General features: G+C 46.2%; 21 protein-coding genes, 2 tRNA genes and 1 rRNA gene. All 24 read left to right on the top strand.

What is annotated here, in order from left to right:
• Nucleotides 1-8 precede the first annotated feature (8 nt).
• On the top strand, nt 9-386 hold the full coding sequence (divIC, locus tag ACWJJS_RS19485; RefSeq protein WP_004264632.1) for a cell division protein DivIC: 378 nt from the start codon (nt 9-11) through the stop codon (nt 384-386).
• Between the two features lie 80 nt (nt 387-466).
• Nucleotides 467-853: a S1 domain-containing RNA-binding protein gene (locus ACWJJS_RS19480; protein ID WP_004264630.1), complete on the top strand. Its 387-nt coding sequence runs from the start codon at nt 467-469 to the stop codon at nt 851-853.
• Between the two features lie 157 nt (nt 854-1,010).
• Nucleotides 1,011-1,087: transfer RNA gene (locus ACWJJS_RS19475), tRNA-Met, on the top strand.
• A gap of 9 nt (nt 1,088-1,096) precedes the next feature.
• Nucleotides 1,097-1,168 (top strand) — tRNA-Glu (locus ACWJJS_RS19470).
• A 209-nt stretch (nt 1,169-1,377) separates the two neighbouring features.
• Nucleotides 1,378-3,867 carry a stage II sporulation protein E gene (gene spoIIE, locus ACWJJS_RS19465; protein ID WP_004264625.1) on the top strand — a complete coding sequence of 830 codons (2,490 nt, stop codon included), beginning with the start codon at nt 1,378-1,380 and terminating at the stop codon, nt 3,865-3,867.
• Between the two features lie 67 nt (nt 3,868-3,934).
• A complete protein-coding gene (locus ACWJJS_RS19460) occupies nt 3,935-4,672 on the top strand; it encodes a vWA domain-containing protein (protein ID WP_004264624.1) in 738 nt (245 codons plus the stop codon).
• On the top strand, nt 4,638-5,639 hold the full coding sequence (locus ACWJJS_RS19455) for a protein kinase domain-containing protein (RefSeq protein ID WP_025650390.1): 1,002 nt from the start codon (nt 4,638-4,640) through the stop codon (nt 5,637-5,639). Before ACWJJS_RS19460 ends, ACWJJS_RS19455 begins: the two co-directional genes overlap by 35 nt.
• 104 nt (nt 5,640-5,743) lie before the next feature.
• Entirely contained in the window at nt 5,744-7,162 is a 1,419-nt protein-coding gene (tilS, locus tag ACWJJS_RS19450; RefSeq protein WP_025650391.1) for a tRNA lysidine(34) synthetase TilS, read from the top strand.
• Nucleotides 7,159-7,698, top strand: a complete 540-nt coding sequence (gene hpt, locus ACWJJS_RS19445; protein ID WP_004264611.1) for a hypoxanthine phosphoribosyltransferase — start codon at nt 7,159-7,161, stop codon at nt 7,696-7,698. Before tilS ends, hpt begins: the two co-directional genes overlap by 4 nt.
• A gap of 97 nt (nt 7,699-7,795) precedes the next feature.
• The gene (gene ftsH, locus ACWJJS_RS19440) at nt 7,796-9,715 is read left to right on the top strand and encodes an ATP-dependent zinc metalloprotease FtsH (RefSeq protein WP_060561972.1); all 1,920 of its coding nucleotides are present in this window, start codon (nt 7,796-7,798) and stop codon (nt 9,713-9,715) included.
• A gap of 148 nt (nt 9,716-9,863) precedes the next feature.
• Complete coding sequence (locus ACWJJS_RS19435; RefSeq protein WP_013350777.1) at nt 9,864-10,640, top strand: type III pantothenate kinase; 777 nt, start codon at nt 9,864-9,866, stop codon at nt 10,638-10,640.
• A 10-nt stretch (nt 10,641-10,650) separates the two neighbouring features.
• On the top strand, nt 10,651-11,526 hold the full coding sequence (hslO, locus tag ACWJJS_RS19430) for an Hsp33 family molecular chaperone HslO (RefSeq protein WP_004264606.1): 876 nt from the start codon (nt 10,651-10,653) through the stop codon (nt 11,524-11,526).
• A gap of 45 nt (nt 11,527-11,571) precedes the next feature.
• Nucleotides 11,572-12,462, top strand: coding sequence for a peptidyl-prolyl cis-trans isomerase (locus ACWJJS_RS19425; RefSeq protein ID WP_060561971.1), 891 nt, complete (start codon nt 11,572-11,574; stop codon nt 12,460-12,462).
• 75 nt (nt 12,463-12,537) lie between these two features.
• Complete coding sequence (cysK, locus tag ACWJJS_RS19420) at nt 12,538-13,464, top strand: cysteine synthase A (protein WP_004264603.1); 927 nt, start codon at nt 12,538-12,540, stop codon at nt 13,462-13,464.
• Between the two features lie 167 nt (nt 13,465-13,631).
• Entirely contained in the window at nt 13,632-15,053 is a 1,422-nt protein-coding gene (gene pabB, locus ACWJJS_RS19415) for an aminodeoxychorismate synthase, component I (protein ID WP_032872212.1), read from the top strand.
• A gap of 6 nt (nt 15,054-15,059) precedes the next feature.
• Nucleotides 15,060-15,647 (top strand): aminodeoxychorismate/anthranilate synthase component II, encoded by a 588-nt coding sequence (pabA, locus tag ACWJJS_RS19410; RefSeq protein ID WP_146275992.1) that lies wholly within the window; start codon nt 15,060-15,062, stop codon nt 15,645-15,647.
• Nucleotides 15,644-16,528 (top strand): aminodeoxychorismate lyase, encoded by an 885-nt coding sequence (gene pabC, locus ACWJJS_RS19405; RefSeq protein ID WP_454023827.1) that lies wholly within the window; start codon nt 15,644-15,646, stop codon nt 16,526-16,528. Before pabA ends, pabC begins: the two co-directional genes overlap by 4 nt.
• Entirely contained in the window at nt 16,509-17,366 is an 858-nt protein-coding gene (folP, locus tag ACWJJS_RS19400) for a dihydropteroate synthase (RefSeq protein ID WP_003150672.1), read from the top strand. Before pabC ends, folP begins: the two co-directional genes overlap by 20 nt.
• Nucleotides 17,359-17,721 (top strand): dihydroneopterin aldolase, encoded by a 363-nt coding sequence (folB, locus tag ACWJJS_RS19395; protein WP_003150671.1) that lies wholly within the window; start codon nt 17,359-17,361, stop codon nt 17,719-17,721. Before folP ends, folB begins: the two co-directional genes overlap by 8 nt.
• On the top strand, nt 17,718-18,221 hold the full coding sequence (gene folK, locus ACWJJS_RS19390) for a 2-amino-4-hydroxy-6-hydroxymethyldihydropteridine diphosphokinase (protein ID WP_070081270.1): 504 nt from the start codon (nt 17,718-17,720) through the stop codon (nt 18,219-18,221). The genes folB and folK overlap by 4 nt, the downstream gene beginning before the upstream one ends.
• Nucleotides 18,173-18,382, top strand: coding sequence for a helix-turn-helix domain-containing protein (locus ACWJJS_RS19385; protein WP_003150668.1), 210 nt, complete (start codon nt 18,173-18,175; stop codon nt 18,380-18,382). The genes folK and ACWJJS_RS19385 overlap by 49 nt, the downstream gene beginning before the upstream one ends.
• Before the next feature lie 21 nt (nt 18,383-18,403).
• Entirely contained in the window at nt 18,404-19,405 is a 1,002-nt protein-coding gene (dusB, locus tag ACWJJS_RS19380) for a tRNA dihydrouridine synthase DusB (protein WP_014304210.1), read from the top strand.
• A 90-nt stretch (nt 19,406-19,495) separates the two neighbouring features.
• Nucleotides 19,496-20,995 carry a lysine--tRNA ligase gene (lysS, locus tag ACWJJS_RS19375; protein ID WP_014304211.1) on the top strand — a complete coding sequence of 500 codons (1,500 nt, stop codon included), beginning with the start codon at nt 19,496-19,498 and terminating at the stop codon, nt 20,993-20,995.
• A 329-nt stretch (nt 20,996-21,324) separates the two neighbouring features.
• A 16S ribosomal RNA gene (locus tag ACWJJS_RS19370) occupies nt 21,325-21,440 on the top strand; the annotation flags it as partial.

The following is a 21,440-nucleotide window of genomic DNA, read 5'->3' as shown; positions in this document are numbered from 1 at the left end:
CGTCTGGTTTGAATCTATCTAGGGAACGTACAATAACTGAAATTCAAAACGACTATAAAGAGCAGGTTGAACGGCAATCCCAGCTTATGAAAAGAAGGCGGAAAGGGCTTTTCAGACGGTTGATCGTATTCGGCGCCCTTGTGTTGTTGACGGCTATTGTCTTAGCGGGTTCTCTGTGGTCACAGACCTCTTCCCTTAGCGCAAACGAAGAAAAAAAGGCTCAGCTGGAAAAACAAGTAAAAGAATTGAATGCGAAACAGGCTGATTTAAAAGATGAAATTTCCAAATTAAAGGATGAGGATTACGTCACAGAGCTTGCCAGAAGAGACTTGTTTATGTCAGGAAATGGTGAGATTCTCTTTAATGTAGAAAAGAAGAGCAAGTAGCCTTGTTGACACTTAAATTTTTATTTAGGTATAATTAAACAAACGATCTTTTTATAAGCCTAAGGAGGAGCACTTTTTTTATGTCGATTGAAGTTGGCAGCAAGTTGCAAGGGAAAATAACAGGTATTACAAATTTCGGAGCATTTGTTGAATTGCCTGGAGGCTCAACCGGTCTCGTTCATATCAGTGAGGTAGCCGATAATTATGTAAAAGACATTAACGAGCATTTAAAAGTCGGCGATCAAGTTGAAGTGAAAGTCATCAACGTTGAAAAAGACGGGAAAATTGGTTTATCAATTAAAAAAGCTAAAGACCGTCCGCAAGCCAGACCTAGAAATGATTTCCGTCCGAAAGAATCTTTTGAACAGAAAATGAACAAGTTTCTTAAAGATAGCGAAGACCGCTTATCATCTTTAAAACGAAACACGGAATCAAAACGTGGAGGGCGCGGAGCAAGAAGAGGATAACTTGCTGCTTTCTATAAATACATGGAGCATCCGTCTATCCCAGCGGGTGCTTTTTTTGTATGCGCCTTTATAGTCAGAAAATTAAAACTTTGAAGTTTCTGTTGACGGAATGAAGAAACCTTTGTATTATATAACTTGTGCTTATAAGCACCTATATGGCGGTGTAGCTCAGCTGGCTAGAGCGTACGGTTCATACCCGTGAGGTCGGGGGTTCGATCCCCTCCGCCGCTACCATATATATCTGGCCCGTTGGTCAAGCGGTTAAGACACCGCCCTTTCACGGCGGTAACACGGGTTCGAATCCCGTACGGGTCATCAAGCGAATCGGCTTCTGTTGCAGAAGCCGATTTTTTCATATTTAGACAACTTTTTGAGAAATGTCGGAGGAAATACGAAAGGAAAGGGGAACAAGGGAGAAAGCGTCGAAGAGTTCTTTGGAATTGTTACCTTCTTTTGACAAAATCCTATCTGTGCTTTCATTTATAATGACAAGCAACGAATAAAACAGGTGGGGGATGAGAGCAATGGAAAAAGCGGAAAGAAGAGTGAACGGGCCGATGGCGGGACAAGCTCTGGAAAAACTGCAATCGTTTTTTGAAAAGGCGGCAAAGCTTACAGTCCATCAAGCGCATTCACTTTTTTTCTATAAGGGTTTCATTTATGTCGTGATCGGTTTTTTACTTGGACGGGCTTTCATATTATCTGAGGTTCTTCCGTTTGCACTGCCGTTTTTCGGAGCGATGCTTTTGATCAGAAGAGATAAAGCCTTCTATGCTTGTCTGTCTTTGCTTGCGGGCGCTTTAACCATTTCGCCGAAACACTCTTTATTGATTCTCACAGCTTTGGCCGTCTTCACTCTATTTTCAAAAATCGGTACATATATCGTGCAGGACCGGGTGAAGATGCTGCCGATCGTGGTGTTTTTCTCAATGGCTGCCGCGAGAATCGGATTTGTTTATTTTGAAAGCGGCGCTTTTACAACCTATGATTATGTGATGGCTGTTGTCGAGGCGGGCCTGGCCTTTATTTTGACGCTGATCTTTTTACAAAGCCTGCCGATTTTCACGATCAAAAAAGTGAAGCAATCGTTAAAAATAGAAGAAATCATCTGTTTTATGATCTTGATCGCATCTGTTTTAACCGGGCTTGCCGGTGTTTCATTTCAGGGAATGCAGGCTGAGCATATCCTGGCCCGCTATGTCGTGCTGAGTTTTTCCTTTGTCGGCGGGGCAAGCATCGGCTGTACGGTCGGTGTTGTGACCGGACTGATCCTCGGGCTTGCGAATATCGGGAATCTCTATCAAATGAGTCTGCTTGCGTTTTCCGGGCTTCTTGGCGGGCTGCTGAAAGAAGGAAAGAAAGCCGGCGCCGCAGTCGGATTGGTGATCGGCTCACTGCTGATTTCATTATATGGAGAAGGGTCTGCCGGATTAATGACCACTCTTTATGAATCTTTGATTGCCGTTGTTTTGTTTTTGATTACGCCCCAATCGATTACGAAAAAGGTGGCGCGATACATACCGGGCACTGCTGAGCACAGTCAGGAACAGCAGCAGTACGCGAGGAAAATCAGAGATGTCACCGCCCAGAAAGTAGACCAGTTCTCCAATGTGTTTCATGCCTTGTCGGAGAGCTTCGCCACCTTTCATCAGACGTCTTCCGATGAGCAGGCTGAAGAAGGGGAAGTGGATCTCTTTTTAAGCAAAATCACCGAGCATTCCTGCCAATCCTGCTATAAGAAAAGCAAATGCTGGGTTCAAAACTTTGATAAAACATATGACTTAATGAAACAAGTTATGCATGAAACAGAGGAAAAACAGTATGCCTCAAACCGCAGATTAAAAAAAGAGTTTCAACAGCACTGTTCCAAATCCAGACAGGTGGAAGAGCTGATTGAGGACGAACTTGCCCACCATCACGCCCATCTGACACTGAAGAGAAAAGTTCAGGACAGCAGGAGGCTTGTTGCCGAGCAGCTGTTGGGGGTTTCTGAGGTCATGGCGGACTTTTCTCGGGAAATAAAACGGGAGAGGGAGCAGCATTTTATTCAGGAAGAACAAATGATAGAGGCGCTTCAGCATTTCGGAATCGAGATTCAGCATGTCGAGATATACAGCTTGGAGCAGGGCAATATTGATATCGAAATGACAATCCCGTTCAGCGGAGGACACGGTGAGAGTGAGAAAATTATCGCCCCGATGCTGTCTGACATTCTTGAGGAGCAGATACTTGTCAAAAGCGAACAGCACTCGGCTCATCCGAATGGCTACAGCCATGTTGCGTTCGGTTCGACCAAATCGTACCGGGTATCGACAGGCGCGGCTCATGCGGCTAAAGGCGGCGGCCTTGTCTCCGGCGACAGCTACAGCATGATGGAACTGGGGGCGAGAAAATATGCGGCCGCGATCAGTGACGGCATGGGCAATGGGGCGAGGGCCCATTATGAGAGCAATGAAACGATTAAGCTGCTCGAAAAAATTCTCGAATCAGGTATTGATGAAAAAATAGCGATCAAAACGATCAACAGTATTCTGTCTTTACGGACGACAGATGAAATCTACTCAACTCTCGATCTTTCTATCATTGATCTTCAGGATGCAAGCTGCAAATTCTTGAAGGTCGGTTCAACGCCGAGTTTTATCAAGCGGGGAGATCAAGTCATGAAAGTGCAGGCCAGCAATCTGCCGATCGGTATCATCAATGAATTTGATGTGGAGGTTGTAAGTGAACAGTTAAAAGCGGGAGATCTGCTCGTCATGATGAGTGACGGTATTTTTGAAGGACCGAAGCACGTTGAAAACCATGACCTGTGGATGAAACGGAAAATGAAAGGGCTGAAAACCGAAGATCCGCAGGAAATCGCTGATATATTAATGGAAGAGGTCATCAGAACGCGTTCCGGCCAAATCGAAGACGATATGACGGTGGTTGTTGTCCGGATTGATCACAACACGCCGAAATGGGCTTCCATACCGGTGCCGGCGGTATTCCAAAATAAAAAGGAGATTTCTTAATCCTTTCGTATAAATCACTGTCCTTCTGGCGAAGATGGGACTAATCGTATCACCGGGAGGAATGTATGTGAATAAGGGACATTTAAATCAAGTTCTGCTGATTACAGATGGCTGCTCCAATCATGGTGAAGACCCGATTGCAATGGCGGCTTTCGCCAAGGAGCAGGGGATTACGGTGAATGTTATAGGGATTATGGAAGAAAATGCGATTGACCAAGAGGCAATGAAGGAAGTTGAAGGCATCGCCATGGCCGGAGGCGGCGTCCATCAAGTTGTGTACGCGTCACAATTGTCTCAGACGGTTCAAATGGTAACGAAAAAAGCAATGACCCAGACGCTGCAAGGTGTCGTCAATCAAGAGCTTAAACAAATCTTAGGGAAAAACGTTGAAATGGAAGAGCTTTCTCCGGAAAAACGCGGCGAAGTGATGGAAGTGGTTGATGAACTCGGAGAAACAGTTCATCTGCAGGTGCTTGTGCTGGTTGATACGAGTGCGAGTATGGCGCCGAAACTGCCGACGGTGAAAGAAGCGCTGATCGATCTTTCCATCAGTTTAAATTCCCGGGCTGGACAAAATGAATTTGCCATGTGTATATTTCCCGGGAAAAGCCAGGAAGTTGAGCTTGTGCTGAATTGGACGCCGAAGCTTGAATCCCTTTCTGCACTCTTTGCGAAGCTGTCGACCGGCGGTATCACCCCTACGGGCCCCGCTATCCGGGAAGCGACGCAGCAGTTTGAGAGAATCCGCTCAAGAAGGAGCATGTTGGCAGATGATGAACGACGCTTTAACGAGTTTGGCATGTAGTCTGGCACCGGGGACGGCAATTCAGGGCAAATGGAACGGCAAATCCTACAGATTGCTCAAACAGCTTGGAAAAGGGGCTAACGGTATTGTATATCTGGCAGAAGCATCAGGCGGACAGGTCGCTTTGAAAATAAGCAGCGACAGCATGTCTGTTACCTCTGAAGTGAATGTCTTAAAATCCTTTTCAAAGGCCCGGTCGCAAACGATGGGGCCTTCTTTTTTTGATGCGGACGATGCGTTTATTCCGCAGCTGAATAAAAATGTCTCTTTTTACGTGATGGAGTACATAGAAGGGCCGCTTCTTCCGCAATATATCAGCAGTAAGGGAGCGGAGTGGATTCCGGTGCTGATGGTGCAGCTTCTTTCCAGCCTGTCAGTCCTTCATCAGCAAGGGTGGGTTTTTGGCGACCTCAAACCGGACAATCTCATTGTAACCGGACCTCCGGCTGCCATTCGCTGCATTGATGTAGGGGGAACGACAAAACAAGGCCGGGCGATTAAAGAGTATACGGAGTTTTACGACAGGGGCTATTGGGGGTATGGAACAAGAAAAGCAGAACCATCCTACGACCTGTTTGCTGTGGCAATGATCATGATCCACTGTGTCCAGAAGAAAGAGTGCAAAAAGTCAGGACAGCCGAAAGAACAGCTTCGTTCTATCATTGAAGGCCACCCGTTTCTGAATAAGTATAAGAAGGTTCTGTTTTCTGCTTTAAACGGCCAATATCCGTCTGCGGAAGCCATGAAGCATGACATCCTGACGGCGGGGCAGAGCGCCGGGAGTAAAAGGAAAGCCGCCGCCAAGCCTAAGCCGCCGCAATCAAAACCGCGGCAGGGCGCTGTATCTCAAACGCGGTATAAACCTAAACAAAAACCCGCAAAGCACAATGGTTTGTTTGAAACAACACTTATTTTAATCAGCGTTCTCGCCCTTTATTTCGCTTACATCGTCTTTTTTCTCATCTAATGCCGGCCGGACGCCTGCGCTCATGCTTCTTCTTTGCTTGGAGGGAATGAAAGTGATAGGATATGTATATCTTTAAAAAACCTGCTCATTGTGAGGGGGACATTGTGAAAAGCGTGGAAGATTTTTTCAAAACATATCATCTTCAGGCGGAGGGAGAAACGATTATTGCCGGCGTCTCCGGAGGCCCTGATTCAATGGCGCTTCTCAGTATGCTGAATAAGCACTTCGGGCATTCTTCCGTTATCATAGCGGCGCATGTCGACCATCAGTTCAGGGGTCCTGAATCTGAAGAAGATATGAAGTTTGTGCAGTCATATTGCGAAGCGGAACACATCCTCTGCGAAACGGTACAGATTGATGTTTCTGCATACGCAAAAAAGAATAAGCTGAACAAGCAGGCTGCCGCGCGTGATTGCAGATATCAGTTTTTCGAAGATCTGATGGCAAAACACCAAGCGAAGTTTTTGGCGCTGGCTCATCACGGCGATGACCAGGTTGAGACAATGCTCATGAGGCTTGCGAAAGGTACGCTCGGCGCAGGGCTCGCGGGAATGCAGCCCGTCCGCGAATTTGCATCCGGCTGGCTGATCAGGCCTTTCCTCTATGCGGCAAAGGATGAAATCCTAGAATACTGCCGTCAAGAAGGGCTCAGCTACAGAACGGATGAGAGCAATGCAAAAGACGATTATACAAGAAACAGATTCAGAAAGACCGTGCTTCCTTTTTTAAAACAAGAATCACCTGACGTTCATAAAATGTTTCAAAAGGTGAGTGAAGCACTGACAGAAGACGAACAATACTTGCAGTCATTAACGAAAGAACGAATGAATAAGGTTATTACAAGCAAGTCTGACACATCGGTTGAAGTCGATTCCTCTCAATTGCTTGCCCTTCCGATACCTTTACAAAGAAGAGGAGTTCAACTAATATTAAACTATCTTTATGAAAACGTTCCATCGTCGTTTTCCGCCCGACACATACAGCAGTTTCTTGAATGGGCGGAAAATGGAAGCGCCTCGGGAGTGCTTGATTTTCCGAAAGGGCTGAAGGTGGTCAAATCATATCAGACATGTTTGTTTACATTTGAACAATGGCAATGTGAAAAGGTTCCCTTTGAGCTGCAGCTGCAAGGAGCGGAAGGCGAGACTGCTGTTCTCCCCAACGGCTTTATGATAGAGGTGGCCGATCAGGCTGACCCTCATATCAAAAATGGGAATGCTGTTTTTATGACAAGCAGAAATAAGGTGCAATTTCCTTTAACAATCCGGACGAGAAAAATCGGCGACCGGATTAAACTTAAAGGGATGAATGGCTCGAAAAAGGTAAAAGATATATTTATTGATCATAAACTGCCTCTGCGGGATCGGGACGAATGGCCGATTGTAACGGATGCGAGCGGTGAAATTATCTGGCTGCCTGGCTTGAAAAAATCCATCTTTGACGATCTTGTGATTTCAAACAGTGACCGCATTGTATTACAATATAGACAGCATGAAAAGTGTAGGGGGCAAGCATTAACATGAAACAGGATATCGAAAAAGTGCTGATCTCAGAAGATGAGATCCAGCAGAAAGTAAAACAGCTTGGAGAACAATTAACAAGCGAGTACAGCGACACGTTTCCGTTGGCAATCGGTGTGTTAAAGGGAGCGCTCCCTTTTATGGCTGATCTTATAAAGCATATTGATACATATTTGGAAATGGACTTCATGGATGTATCAAGCTACGGAAATTCCACGGTTTCTTCCGGAGAAGTCAAAATCATCAAAGATTTGGATACATCTGTAGAAGGCCGGGACATCTTAATCATTGAAGATATTATCGACAGTGGGTTAACCTTGAGCTATCTCGTAGAACTCTTCCGATATCGTAAAGCGAAATCAATTAAGATTGTTACCCTGTTGGATAAACCAAGCGGAAGAAAAGCGGACATTAAAGCAGACTTCGTAGGCTTTGAAGTTCCTGACGCGTTTGTTGTGGGTTACGGACTTGATTATGCCGAACGCTATCGCAATCTGCCTTACATCGGAGTATTAAAACCGGCGATTTATGAAAGCTGATCGGCTGCCTGCTTCCGAGATGGTTATCGGTTGTATTGGAATGATTTTCTATGGTACTATTGAACATAGTTGTGCTTACTGTGGGAGGAGGTAAGGAATGAATCGGGTCTTCCGTAATACCATTTTTTATTTACTTATTTTATTAGTAGTAATCGGGGTTGTGAGTTACTTCCAGACCTCAAACCCGAAAACAGAAAATATGTCGTACAGTACGTTTATCAAGAACCTCGATGAAGGAAAAGTTGATAGCGTATCGGTTCAGCCTGTCAGAGGTGTTTATGAGGTAAAAGGACAGCTGAAAAAATACGACAAAGACCAGTACTTTTTAACACATGTTCCTGAAGGAAAAGGAGCAGACCAGATATTTGACGCAATTAAAAAGACGGACGTAAAAGTTGATCCCGCACAGGAAACAAGCGGGTGGGTGACGTTCTTAACGACGATCATTCCGTTTGTCATCATCTTTATTCTGTTTTTCTTCCTGCTCAATCAGGCTCAGGGCGGCGGCAGCCGTGTCATGAACTTCGGAAAGAGCAAAGCGAAGCTGTATACGGAAGAAAAGAAACGCGTGAAGTTTAAAGATGTAGCCGGCGCGGATGAGGAGAAGCAGGAGCTCGTTGAGGTTGTTGAGTTTCTGAAAGATCCCCGCAAATTCGCCGAGCTTGGCGCCAGGATCCCTAAAGGCGTGCTGCTTGTCGGACCTCCGGGAACCGGTAAGACATTGCTTGCGAGAGCCTCAGCCGGTGAAGCGGGCGTTCCTTTCTTCAGCATCAGCGGATCTGACTTCGTTGAAATGTTTGTCGGTGTCGGTGCTTCCCGTGTGCGTGATTTATTCGAAAATGCGAAAAAGAATGCGCCTTGCCTGATCTTTATTGATGAGATCGACGCGGTAGGACGTCAGCGCGGCGCCGGTCTTGGCGGCGGGCATGATGAACGCGAACAGACGCTGAACCAGCTGCTTGTTGAGATGGACGGTTTCAGTGCGAATGAAGGAATCATTATTATCGCTGCGACAAACCGTGCGGACATTCTTGACCCTGCATTGCTCCGTCCGGGACGTTTTGACCGTCAGATTACGGTAGACCGTCCGGATGTCATCGGCCGTGAAGCCGTATTGCAGGTGCATGCGAGAAACAAACCGCTTGATGAGACGGTGAACTTAAAAGCAATCGCTTCAAGAACACCCGGTTTCTCAGGCGCGGATTTAGAAAACCTTCTTAACGAAGCGGCACTCGTTGCTGCCCGTCAAAACAAGAAGAAAATTGATATGCGCGACATTGATGAAGCAACGGACCGTGTCATTGCGGGTCCTGCGAAGAAGAGCCGTGTCATCTCGAAAAAAGAACGCAATATCGTGGCGTACCACGAGGGCGGTCACACCGTTATCGGACTTGTGCTGGATGAAGCCGATATGGTTCATAAAGTAACGATCGTTCCGAGGGGGCAGGCGGGCGGATACGCGGTCATGCTTCCGAGAGAAGACCGTTACTTCCAGACAAAACCTGAACTTCTCGATAAAATTGTCGGTCTTCTGGGCGGACGTGTTGCGGAGGAAATTATCTTCGGCGAAGTCAGCACGGGGGCTCACAATGACTTCCAGCGGGCAACGAACATTGCCAGAAGAATGGTGACAGAGTTCGGTATGTCAGAAAAACTCGGACCGCTTCAGTTCGGTCAATCTCAAGGCGGTCAAGTATTCTTGGGCCGGGATTTCAACAATGAGCAGAACTACAGTGATCAGATCGCTTACGAAATCGATCAGGAAATTCAGCGCATCATTAAAGAATGTTATGAGCGTGCGAAAACCATCCTGACTGAAAATCGCGATAAGCTTGAATTGATTGCTCAGACATTGCTTGATGTGGAAACATTAGATGCGGAACAAATCAAGCATCTCGTGGATCACGGAAAACTCCCTGAGCGCAATTTCTCAGATGACCATCTTCAAAAAGACGATGTGAAAGTAAACATCCTGTCTAAAACAGAAGAAGAAAAGAAAGACGAGCCGAAAGAATAGTTCGCTTTCTGATATGAAAACCGCCGGCGTATACCGGCGGTTTTTTTACTGGTTTCGTTTTGTTTACAAAAGAGCCGCAGATCGTGTATGGTATTGTAGAATGTTGAAAATGTTATGATTAGAAACTATTCAAAAGTGGTGATAGAGGTTGTTACTGGTTATAGATGTGGGGAACACCAACACCGTGATTGGTGTATATCATGATGGGGAACTAGAATATCATTGGCGCATAGAAACGAGCAGGCACAAAACAGAAGACGAATTCGGCATGCTGCTCCGCTCCTTATTTGAACATTCCGGACTGATGTTTGAACAGATTGAAGGGATTATCATCTCATCCGTAGTGCCGCCGATTATGTTCTCTTTAGAAAGAATGTGCACAAAATACTTTCACATCGAGCCGCAGGTTGTCGGCCCGGGAATGAAAACAGGTTTAAATATAAAATATGACAATCCGAAAGAAGTGGGAGCTGACAGGATCGTCAATGCCGTTGCGGCGATCCAGCAGTATGGCGGCCCCTTAATTGTTGTTGATTTCGGAACGGCGACGACGTATTGCTACATTGATGAAAACAAACAATACATGGGCGGTGCGATTGCTCCCGGCATTACAATTTCAACGGAAGCGCTGTACTCACGCGCGGCCAAGCTTCCGAGAATTGAAATCGCCCGACCGGACAATATCATCGGCAAAAACACGGTAAGCGCCATGCAGTCCGGCATCCTTTTCGGCTATGTCGGACAAGTTGAAGGCATTGTAAAGCGGATGAAATGGCAGGCCAAACAAGAACCGAAAGTCATTGCGACAGGCGGGCTTGCGTCATTAATCGCAAATGAATCAGACTGTATTGATATTGTTGACCCGTTTCTTACTTTAAAAGGGCTGGAAATCATTTATGAGCGAAATCGCGTGGGTCACGTATAGGAGGTAAACGATGGATTATTTAATTAAAGCAATTGCATATGATGGTAAAGTGCGGGCTTATGCAGCCAGAACGACAGATATGGTAAATGAAGCGCAAAGAAGGCATGACACGTGGCCGACGGCATCAGCCGCAATCGGCCGGACGATGACAGCGTCTCTGATGCTCGGAGCGATGCTTAAGGGTGAAGATAAGCTGACAGTCAAAATAGAAGGCGGCGGCCCGATCGGAGCCATTGTCGCAGATGCGAACGCAAAGGGTGAGGTAAGAGCATACGTATCAAACCCGCACGTTCATTTTGACCTCAATGAACAAGGGAAATTGGATGTCAGACGGGCGGTCGGAACTGACGGAACACTCAGTGTCGTAAAAGATTTGGGCTTGCGTGATTATTTTACGGGACAAGTAGAGATTGTCTCGGGTGAACTCGGTGATGACTTCACGTATTACCTTGTTTCTTCTGAACAAGTCCCTTCATCTGTCGGGGTAGGTGTTCTAGTAAATCCTGATAACACGATTCTCGCTGCGGGCGGGTTCATCATTCAGCTTCTTCCGGGGACTGATGAAGAAACCATTTCAACAATTGAAAAACAATTATCTCAAATCGAACCGATTTCAAAATTGATTCAAAAAGGCCTGACACCGGAAGAAATCTTAGAAGAAGTTCTGGGTCAAAAACCGGACGTTCTCGAAACAATGCCGGTCAAATTTCACTGTTCTTGTTCAAAAGATCGATTCGAAACGGCCATTTTAGGACTAGGCAAAAAAGAAATACAAGATATGATAGAAGAAGACGGAAAAGCCGAAGCGGTTTGCCATTTTTGTAATGAGAAATATTTATTTACAAAAGAAGAACTGGAAGAGCTTCGTGACGAAACAACCCGCTAGCTCTTTAGCGGGTTGTTCTATTTTATAAAAGGGATGGGGTAGATTTTGAAATCGAGAACACTTTTGACGATTATTGTAGCTGCGCTGTTGGTATGCAGTGTGGCAGTGGCGTATAAGTTAACAAAATCCCAAGCCGCGGGGTCATCTGAAGAATCCATCGCGACAATCGGTGATAAACATATCACACGGCAGGACTGGATGAAAAAGATGGAAGACGAGTACGGAAAATCAACTCTGGAAGACATGATTAATGCACAAGTAGTGGAAGAACTTGCGAAAAAGAATAAACTCACAGTTTCAAACAGCGAATTGGAGCGGGAATTTCTTTTAATCAAAGCGGTGAATAATTCATTTTATGAAGACAGCCATATTACCGAAAAAGAATGGAGAGACCAGATCCGCTACAACATTCTTCTTGAAGAACTGCTGACGAAGGACATCGATATATCGGATAAGGAAATGCAATCATTTTATAATAAAAATAAAGAACTGTATCATTTCGATGATTCCTACAGAATCCGGCACATTGTCGTCAAAAACAAGGAAGAGGCGGACAGGGTGCTTGCTGATTTGAAAGGCGGTTCCAGCTTTGAAGCCGTCGCCGCTGAGCGTTCCACGGACAGATACACGTCTCAGTACGGCGGAGACCTCGGCTTTGTGACAGAAAACCAGGAAAATATCCCGCAGGCATATATCACAGAAGCTAAAAATCTCAAAGAAGATGAATGGTCCGCTGAACCGATTAAAGTTTCTTCAGGATATGCCGTCATTCAGCTGAAAGAAAAGCTTAAAGCGAGAACTTTCTCATACAATGAAGTGAAGAGTCAAATCAGACGACAGATCGCGATGGATCAATTAGGTGACAAGGCGACAGTCAAAACGCTGTGGAAAGAGGCGGGGGTCTCTTGGTTCTACGGGGAAAAAAGAACTAAATGATTGACAAAAAATTTTGAAATTGATAACTTATATTTATAATACCAATAAATTTAGTCGGAAATTGAGGTGTCCAACATGGTGCGTATTGCAAATTCTATTACTGAACTAATCGGAAATACTCCTATTGTGAAATTGAATCGCCTGACGGATGAAAACAGTGCAGATGTATATCTGAAGCTTGAATACATGAATCCGGGCAGCAGCGTAAAAGACCGTATCGGAGCGGCGATGATTGAAGCGGCTGAAAAAGAAGGAAAATTAAAAGCCGGCGACACAATCATTGAACCGACAAGCGGAAATACAGGGATCGGTCTTGCGATGGTGGCAGCGGCAAAAGGTCTCAGAGCCATTCTCGTTATGCCTGATACAATGAGTATGGAACGACGCAATCTGCTGCGCGCATACGGGGCGGAGCTTGTGCTGACTCCCGGCGCAGAAGGAATGAAGGGCGCCATTAAAAAGGCGGAAGAACTTGCCGAGGAACACGGATACTTTGTGCCTCAGCAATTCAACAATGCGGCAAACCCGGAAATTCACCGTCAAACGACGGGGAAAGAAATCGTAGAACAGTTTGGTGACGACCAGCTTGATGCGTTCGTGGCCGGAATCGGTACCGGCGGAACCATCACGGGAGCGGGCGAAGTGCTGAAAGAAGCATATCCATCCATCAAAATCTATGCGGTAGAGCCGGCGGATTCTCCGGTTCTTTCCGGCGGAAAACCGGGCCCGCATAAAATTCAGGGTATCGGAGCGGGATTTGTTCCTGAAACATTGAATACGGACATCTATGATCAAATCATTCCCGTCAAAAACGAGGATGCATTTGAATATGCCCGTAAAACGGCAAAAGAAGAAGGGATTCTCGGCGGTATTTCTTCCGGAGCGGCCATTTACGCGGCACTGGAAATCGCGAAAAAACTCGGGAAAGGCAAGAAAGTGCTTGCGATCATCCCTAGTAACGGAGAACGTTACTTAAGCACACCGCTTTATCAGTTTGAATAGAGACATACACACGGCTCCCGGCTGTATCCGGGAGTTTTTTTGTGCCTGAAGTATCGAAAATCCAAAAAACGTTTCGAATTTTATGGTTGGAAGTGAAATTCACTTTTTTCACCAGTGTGATTGCTTTAAAATAAAACTACAGTAAAACGAAGCAGAGGATTGATATGATGGCACAACGCAGACCGGCAGGAAGAAAAATACCTTTTACGAAACAAGCATTTTTACAGCGATATGAAAACCTTTCGAAATCGAGAAAACGGCATGTTCTGCTCGAAAGCGCGAGAGGGGGAAGATTCAGTATAGCCGGTCTAGATCCGATTGCGTCCGTCAGAGGGAAAGACGGAATTACAACGATCAAGCATGAGGGAGAAACACTGTTTAAAGAAGGTGACCCGCTGCGGGCCTTTCATGAATGGTTTGGAACGCTCGGAACGGAAACAAACGTTGAGTTTCCGGACTTTCAGGGCGGTGCGATTGGTTTTATCAGTTACGACTATGCCCGATATATTGAGAATTTTAAGATGCTGTCGTTAGATGATCTGGAAACACCCGATATTTACTTTCTTGTTTTTGATGATGTGGCCGTTTATGACCATGAGGAAGAGGCGTTATGGCTCATTACCCATACTGAAGCGGAAGAAGCGGATCTTGCAAAAGAAAAGCTGTCCGGCTTAGAGGACATGTGGTGTTCCCTCCAAACGGCGGACGAGCCTTTTTCACCGCTGAATCGGAATGGGGACGGATCGTACGCCGCTCCGTTCACTGAGGAAGGATTTTCACAGGCTGTAGAACAAATTAAACAATATATCGCGAGCGGCGATGTGTTCCAGGTTAATTTGTCCATCAGGCAGTCTCAGTCTTTATCCGTTCATCCGTATGAGGTGTATAAACACTTGAGAAACGTCAATCCGTCTCCTTACATGGCCTATCTCGAGACACCGGGATTTCAAGTGATATGCGGGTCGCCGGAGCTATTGGTGACAAAGAAGGGGAAGAAGCTTGAAACGAGACCGATCGCGGGTACGCGTTCAAGAGGAAAAGACGATGCTGAAGACAAGGCTTTGGCTGATGAATTAATTCACAACGAAAAAGAACGTGCGGAACACGTCATGCTTGTTGATCTTGAGCGCAATGACCTCGGGCGCGTATCGCGCTACGGCTCCGTGCGGGTTAACGAGTTTATGGCGATCGAAAAGTATTCCCACGTCATGCATATCGTGTCAAACGTACAGGGAGAGCTGCAGGACGGATATGACGCGACAGACATTATTCATGCGGTGTTCCCGGGGGGCACCATCACGGGAGCGCCCAAAGTGAGAACGATGGAAATTATAGAAGAGCTTGAGCCGACAAGACGGGGGCTTTATACTGGATCTATAGGCTGGTTCGGATTTAACGGAGATTTGCAGTTTAACATTGTGATCCGGACGATCTATGCAGCCGGCGGACATGCTTTTATGCAGTCCGGAGCAGGAGTGGTTATTGATTCGGTTCCGAAGCATGAATACAAGGAATCGTTCAAAAAAGCTTTTGCGATGAAAAAGGCGTTAGAGCTGAGTGAAGAAGAGACAAAAAATCAGACGAGGTGAGCAGAGATGATTTTAATGATTGACAATTATGATTCATTTACGTACAACTTGGTTCAATATTTGGGTGAGCTCGGGGAGGAACTGATCGTCAGACGGAATGACGAGATTACGATTGAGCAGATTGAAGAGCTGGGTCCGGACTTCTTAATGATTTCTCCCGGGCCGTGCAGTCCTGATGAAGCGGGGATCAGCCTCGAAGCCATCAAACATTTTGCCGGCAGTATTCCTATTTTCGGCGTATGTCTCGGGCATCAGTCGATTGCGCAAGTATTCGGCGGCGATGTCGTCAGAGCAGAGCGGCTCATGCACGGCAAAACGTCAGAAGTTATGCATGACGGACAGACGATTTTTAAAGGCCTGCAAAATCCGCTGGTCGCCACTCGGTACCATTCACTTATTGTCAAAGCGGACACGCTGCCGGATTGTTTTACGGTATCCGCTCAAACCAAAGAAGGAGAAATTATGGCAATCCGCCATAATGAGCTGCCTGTTGAAGGTGTTCAGTTCCATCCGGAATCCATCATGACCTCCTTCGGCAAAGAGATGCTCAGAAACTTTATAGAGACACACCGCAAAAAGGAAGTGTCGGTGTGATTATATATATGAATGGTCAATATATAGAGGAGAAAGAAGCGGCGCTTTCTCCTTTTGACCATGGTTATCTGTACGGGATCGGCGCGTTCGAGACGTTCAGGCTTTACAGCGGCCGGCCGTTTCTGCCGGATGCGCATGTCGCCAGGCTCAACAGGGCGCTTCGGGATCTGCAGATTGCATATGAGGTGAACGAACAGGAGCTGCTTGATATGCTTCGGAGACTGTTGCACCTCAATGACATAAAGGACGGCAGCGCGCGTGTCCGGCTTAACATCTCGGCAGGCGTCAGCGATAAGGGATTTGCCGCGCAGACTTATGAAAAGCCGACCGTTCTTTGTTTCGTCAACCGGCTCAATCCGGAAACTCTGCCTGTTCAAAAAGAAGGCAGGCTTCTCTCTGTCCGGAGAAATACGCCTGAAGGACATTTCCGGTTAAAATCCCATCACTATTTAAACAACATGTACGCTAAACGGGAGATCGGGAATGATCCCAATCTTGAAGGGATTTTCCTGACCGGAGAAGGAGATGTCGCGGAAGGCATTGTCTCCAACGTGTTTTGGCGAAAAGGAGACAAGGTCTTTACGCCATCTTTGGATACGGGAATTCTCGATGGGGTAACAAGACAGTTTGTCATTGATGAATTGAAACGGCAGGGGACAGAAGTCACCGAAGGCCGATTCCGTTTTCAATCAATGCTTGAAGCGGATGAAGCATGGTTGACAAACTCCGTGCTTGAAATCATCCCGTTTTCTAAAATAGAGGAAGTGCCGCTGCCCGGAATGAGCGGGAAAACGGTGCAATTGCTCCGTAAGCAGTATCAGCAGGAAATAAACAAATTGAATGTACAGGAGGAGGAACAAAATGGCGCAGCAAACAATTGAACAGCCTAAACTGATTCATACAAAAAAAGGCGCTCTGTCCTATAAAGAGAAGACGCTCGTTATGGGGATATTAAATGTAACGCCAGACTCCTTCTCTGACGGCGGCAAATACGACAGTACGGAAAGGGCGCTTCTGCATGCGGCGAAGATGGCTGAAGAAGGGGCGCATATCATAGATATCGGCGGCGAATCGACAAGGCCCGGCGCATCACTCGTGTCGGCTGATGAGGAAATGTCACGAGTCATCCCCGTCATAGAACGGATCACAAGCGAGCTGGACATTCCGCTTTCAATCGATACGTACAAAGCGTCCGTGGCAGACGAAGCGGTCAAAGCGGGAGCCTCTATCCTTAATGACATCTGGGGGGCGAAAGGTGACCCTGACATGGCGTCAGTAGCCGCCGCACACGGGGTTCCGATTATCTTAATGCATAATCGTATGGAAAGAAACTACAACGATCTTATTCCTGATATGCTTGCAGACTTGATGGAAAGCGTAAAAATTGCCGCAGAAGCCGGCGTCACAGATGAAAACATGATTCTGGATCCGGGGATCGGCTTTGCGAAAAACTATGAGGACAATCTGGCTGTCATGAACAAGCTGGAGGTGTTCAGCGGGTTAGGTTATCCGCTGCTCCTGGCCACATCGAGAAAAAGGTTCATCGGCCGTGTGCTTGACCTTCCCCCTGAAGAACGTGCCGAGGGAACGGGAGCGACAGTATGCCTTGGCGTCCAAAAAGGCTGCGACATTGTGAGGGTGCACGATGTCAAAGAGATCGCAAGAATGACTAAGATGATGGATGCTATGCTGAACAAAGGAGGCGCACATTATGGATAAAGTATATGTGGAAGGTATGGAGTTTTACGGATATCACGGCGTGTTCGAAGAAGAAAACAAACTCGGCCAGCGCTTCAAAGTAGACCTGACTGCCGAACTGGATTTGAGCAAAGCGGGAAAAACGGATGATCTTTCTTATACCATTAACTATGCGGAATTGTACAGTGTCTGCCGCGGCATCGTTGAGGGCGAGCCCGTTAATTTGGTCGAGACCCTTGCGGAACGGATCGCAGACACCGTCCTTGAGAAATTTGAGCCGGTGCAGCAATGTACGGTAAAGGTTGTTAAGCCTGACCCGCCGATTCCCGGCCATTATAAATCAGTAGCCATAGAAATGACGAGAAAGAAATCATGAACAATACGGCATATATCGGCCTCGGTTCCAATATGGGCGACCGTGAACATTATTTGCGCCAGGCAGTGGCCATGCTCAGCCGGCATGATGGCGTGACGGTGTCAAAGGTATCCTCTATATATGAAACAGATCCCGTCGGTTACGAGGATCAGGATCAGTTTCTCAATATGGCGGTTGAAGTGAAAACGTCGTTATCTCCTTTTGAACTTCTAGATGTAACGCAGAGCATTGAAGCTGAATTAGGCAGAACGAGAGAGATTCGCTGGGGACCGCGGACGGCAGACCTTGACATTTTGCTGTATAATCGTGAAAATATTGAAACAGAGCGGCTGATTGTTCCGCATCCGAGAATGTATGAGCGCTTATTTGTCCTTGCGCCGTTAAAAGAAATATGTCCGCAGGCGGATCATATCACGATAAGCGCTGAAACAAACCAAGAAGGTGTAAGAGTATGGAAGCAGAAATCTGGGGTAGGCGAATTCGTGCATTCAGAAAGCTGAAAGGTTATACTCAAGAAGGATTTGCAAAAGCATTAGGTATATCAGTTTCTATTGTCGGTGAAATTGAACGCGGAAACCGATTGCCGTCAGATGCCATCATTCAAGATGCGGCAGATGTTTTAAATATAAGTGCGGACGAATTGGCCCCGCCTGAAAAATAGACAAATGAAAGGAGGGGAAAAATGTTTAAAATCGGTGATATTCAATTGAAAAACCGGGTTGTGCTTGCCCCTATGGCCGGTGTCTGCAACTCAGCGTTCAGATTGACTGTAAAGGAATTCGGAGCCGGATTGGTATGCGCTGAAATGGTCAGTGACAAAGCGATCCTTTACAACAACGCAAGAACAATGGGGATGCTTTACATTGATGAACGTGAAAAACCGCTCAGCCTTCAGATTTTTGGAGGGAAAAAGGAAACCCTTGTGGAAGCGGCGAAGTTTGTAGATCAAAACACGACTGCTGATATTATTGATATTAACATGGGATGTCCCGTACCAAAGATTACAAAATGTGATGCGGGCGCCAAATGGCTTCTCGATCCTGATAAGATTTATGAAATGGTATCCGCAGTAGTAGATGCTGTTGATAAGCCGGTTACAGTGAAGATGAGAATGGGTTGGGATGAAGATCACATTTATGCGGTGAAAAACGCCCAAGCCGTTGAACGTGCCGGCGGAAAAGCCGTTGCCCTTCACGGCCGCACAAGAGTGCAAATGTATGAAGGCACTGCGAACTGGGATATCATTAAAGAAGTGAAGCAATCCGTCTCCATTCCCGTCATCGGAAACGGTGATGTCAAAACGCCTCAGGACGCGAAACGCATGCTTGAGGAAACAGGAGTTGACGGCGTCATGATCGGCCGGGCTGCACTCGGCAACCCGTGGATGATTTACCGTACGGTGCAGTACCTTGAAACCGGTGAGTTAAAAGACGAGCCGAAAGTCCGTGAAAAAATGTCGGTATGCAAACTGCACTTAGACCGCCTGATTAAGTTAAAAGGCGAAAATGTGGCAGTCAGAGAAATGAGAAAACACGCTGCCTGGTATCTGAAAGGTGTCAGAGGCAATGCGAATGTACGCAATGAAATTAACCAATGTGAGACGCGTGAAGAATTTGTGCAGCTTTTAGATGCATTTACCGCCGAAGCAGAGGCAAAAGAGCTTCAAGATGCAAAAGTAGGTTAATAATACACCCTCTATTGCTGCTCACTGCCAGCTTACCGCTGGCAGTTTTTCTGCTTTTTCGTGAAATCAAAATGTAACGGAGTGATACCAATGAGTCAAGAAGAGCAAAATCATGAGGAATTGAACGACCAGCTGCAAGTCAGACGAGATAAAATGAACCAGCTGAGAGAAAACGGCATTGACCCTTTCGGCGAACGTTTCGAGAGAACGCATCAATCTCAACAGATCATAGAAGCCTACCAGGAGCTTTCTAAAGAAGAACTGGAAGAAAAAGCGATCGAAGTGACCATTGCAGGCCGTATGATGACAAAGCGCGGAAAAGGGAAAGCCGGCTTTGCGCATCTGCAGGACTTAGAAGGTCAAATTCAAATTTACGTAAGAAAAGACAGTGTCGGCGAAGAACAATATGAAATCTTTAAATCTTCAGACCTCGGAGACGTTATCGGCATCACGGGGAAAGTTTTTAAAACAAACGTAGGCGAGCTTTCTGTCAAAGCGACATCTTTTGAACTGCTGACAAAAGCACTGCGTCCTCTTCCTGATAAATATCATGGGTTAAAAGACGTTGAACAGCGTTACCGCCAGCGCTATCTTGATCTCATCGTAAACCCTGACAGCAAACAAACGTTTATCACACGCAGCAAAATCATCCAAGCGATGAGAAGATACTTAGATGACCATGGATACTTAGAAGTTGAAACACCTACGATGCACAGCATACCGGGAGGAGCGTCTGCACGCCCGTTCATCACGCACCATAACGCGCTCGACATGCCGCTTTATATGCGTATTGCGATTGAACTGCACCTGAAACGCCTGATTGTCGGCGGATTGGAAAAAGTCTACGAAATCGGCCGCGTGTTCCGTAACGAAGGTGTTTCTACACGCCATAACCCTGAATTCACGATGATCGAGCTGTATGAAGCGTACGCCGATTATAAAGATATTATGAGTCTTACGGAAAACCTCGTAGCACATATTGCGCAGGAAGTGCTTGGAAGCACCACAATCCAGTACGGCGAAGAGCAGATTGATCTGAAACCTGAGTGGAAACGACTCCACATGGTAGACGCGGTCAAAGAAGCGACAGGCGTAGATTTCTGGAATGAGATGACTGTTGAAGAAGCGCGCGGTCATGCAAAAGAGCATGGTATCGAGATCACAAACTCAATGACGGTGGGTCATATCATCAATGAATTCTTCGAACAAAAAATTGAAGAAACACTCATTCAGCCTACATTTATTTACGGCCACCCTGTAGAGATTTCTCCTCTTGCTAAGAAAAATCCGGAGGACCCTCGCTTTACAGATCGTTTTGAGCTGTTTATCGTCGGCCGTGAGCACGCTAATGCGTTTACGGAGCTGAATGACCCTATTGACCAGAGGGAACGCTTTGAAGCGCAATTAAAAGAAAGAGAAGAAGGAAACGATGAAGCGCATATGATGGATGAAGACTTCGTTGAAGCTCTTGAATACGGCATGCCGCCGACTGGGGGATTGGGTATCGGTATCGACCGCCTTGTCATGCTGTTAACAAATGCTCCGTCTATCAGAGACGTTTTATTATTCCCTCAAATGAGACAACGCTAATAAAAGGGAAGGCGCCGTTTCTGCTTATCGCAGTCCGGCGCTTTTTTAGAAACAAGCCGCTCGTAAAACTTTTTTGATTTTCTTTTAAAAAACTATTGCACTATTATTTGTGAGGTGGTATATTATTATTCGTTGCCGCTAAACAAGGCGCTGACGAAAAAGGAAATTCAAAAAAAGTTGTTGACTTCAAGAGATTGATAAGATATAATAATAAAGTCGCTTGAACGAAAGACAAAATGATCTTTGAAAACTAAACAAGACAAAACGTACCTGTTAATTCAAAGTTTTAAATAAATCGCACAGCAATGTGCGTAGTCAGTCAAACTACTTTATCGGAGAGTTTGATCCTGGCTCAGGACGAACGCTGGCGGCGTGCCTAATACATGCAAGTCGAGCGGACAGATGGGAGCTTGCTCCCTGATGTTAGCGGCGGACGGGTGAGTAA

The sequence above is a fragment of the Bacillus sp. JK106 genome (assembly GCF_053663355.1).
The sequence above is the reverse complement of the archived record's forward strand: the minus strand, read 5'-3'. Positions and strand labels throughout refer to the sequence as shown.

Excerpts from the sequence above, each read along its gene's own strand:
- ACWJJS_RS19480 (WP_004264630.1), top strand. The coding sequence starts at position 467 with ATGTCGATTGAAGTTGGCAGCAAGTTGCAAGGGAAAATAACAGGTATT.
- spoIIE (WP_004264625.1), top strand. The coding sequence starts at position 1,378 with ATGGAAAAAGCGGAAAGAAGAGTGAACGGGCCGATGGCGGGACAAGCT.
- ACWJJS_RS19455 (WP_025650390.1), top strand. The coding sequence starts at position 4,638 with ATGATGAACGACGCTTTAACGAGTTTGGCATGTAGTCTGGCACCGGGG.
- hpt (WP_004264611.1), top strand. The coding sequence starts at position 7,159 with ATGAAACAGGATATCGAAAAAGTGCTGATCTCAGAAGATGAGATCCAG.
- ftsH (WP_060561972.1), top strand. The coding sequence starts at position 7,796 with ATGAATCGGGTCTTCCGTAATACCATTTTTTATTTACTTATTTTATTA.
- hslO (WP_004264606.1), top strand. The coding sequence starts at position 10,651 with ATGGATTATTTAATTAAAGCAATTGCATATGATGGTAAAGTGCGGGCT.
- cysK (WP_004264603.1), top strand. The coding sequence starts at position 12,538 with ATGGTGCGTATTGCAAATTCTATTACTGAACTAATCGGAAATACTCCT.
- pabB (WP_032872212.1), top strand. The coding sequence starts at position 13,632 with ATGGCACAACGCAGACCGGCAGGAAGAAAAATACCTTTTACGAAACAA.
- pabA (WP_146275992.1), top strand. The coding sequence starts at position 15,060 with ATGATTTTAATGATTGACAATTATGATTCATTTACGTACAACTTGGTT.
- folP (WP_003150672.1), top strand. The coding sequence starts at position 16,509 with ATGGCGCAGCAAACAATTGAACAGCCTAAACTGATTCATACAAAAAAA.
- folB (WP_003150671.1), top strand. The coding sequence starts at position 17,359 with ATGGATAAAGTATATGTGGAAGGTATGGAGTTTTACGGATATCACGGC.
- folK (WP_070081270.1), top strand. The coding sequence starts at position 17,718 with ATGAACAATACGGCATATATCGGCCTCGGTTCCAATATGGGCGACCGT.
- ACWJJS_RS19385 (WP_003150668.1), top strand. The coding sequence starts at position 18,173 with ATGGAAGCAGAAATCTGGGGTAGGCGAATTCGTGCATTCAGAAAGCTG.
- dusB (WP_014304210.1), top strand. The coding sequence starts at position 18,404 with ATGTTTAAAATCGGTGATATTCAATTGAAAAACCGGGTTGTGCTTGCC.
- lysS (WP_014304211.1), top strand. The coding sequence starts at position 19,496 with ATGAGTCAAGAAGAGCAAAATCATGAGGAATTGAACGACCAGCTGCAA.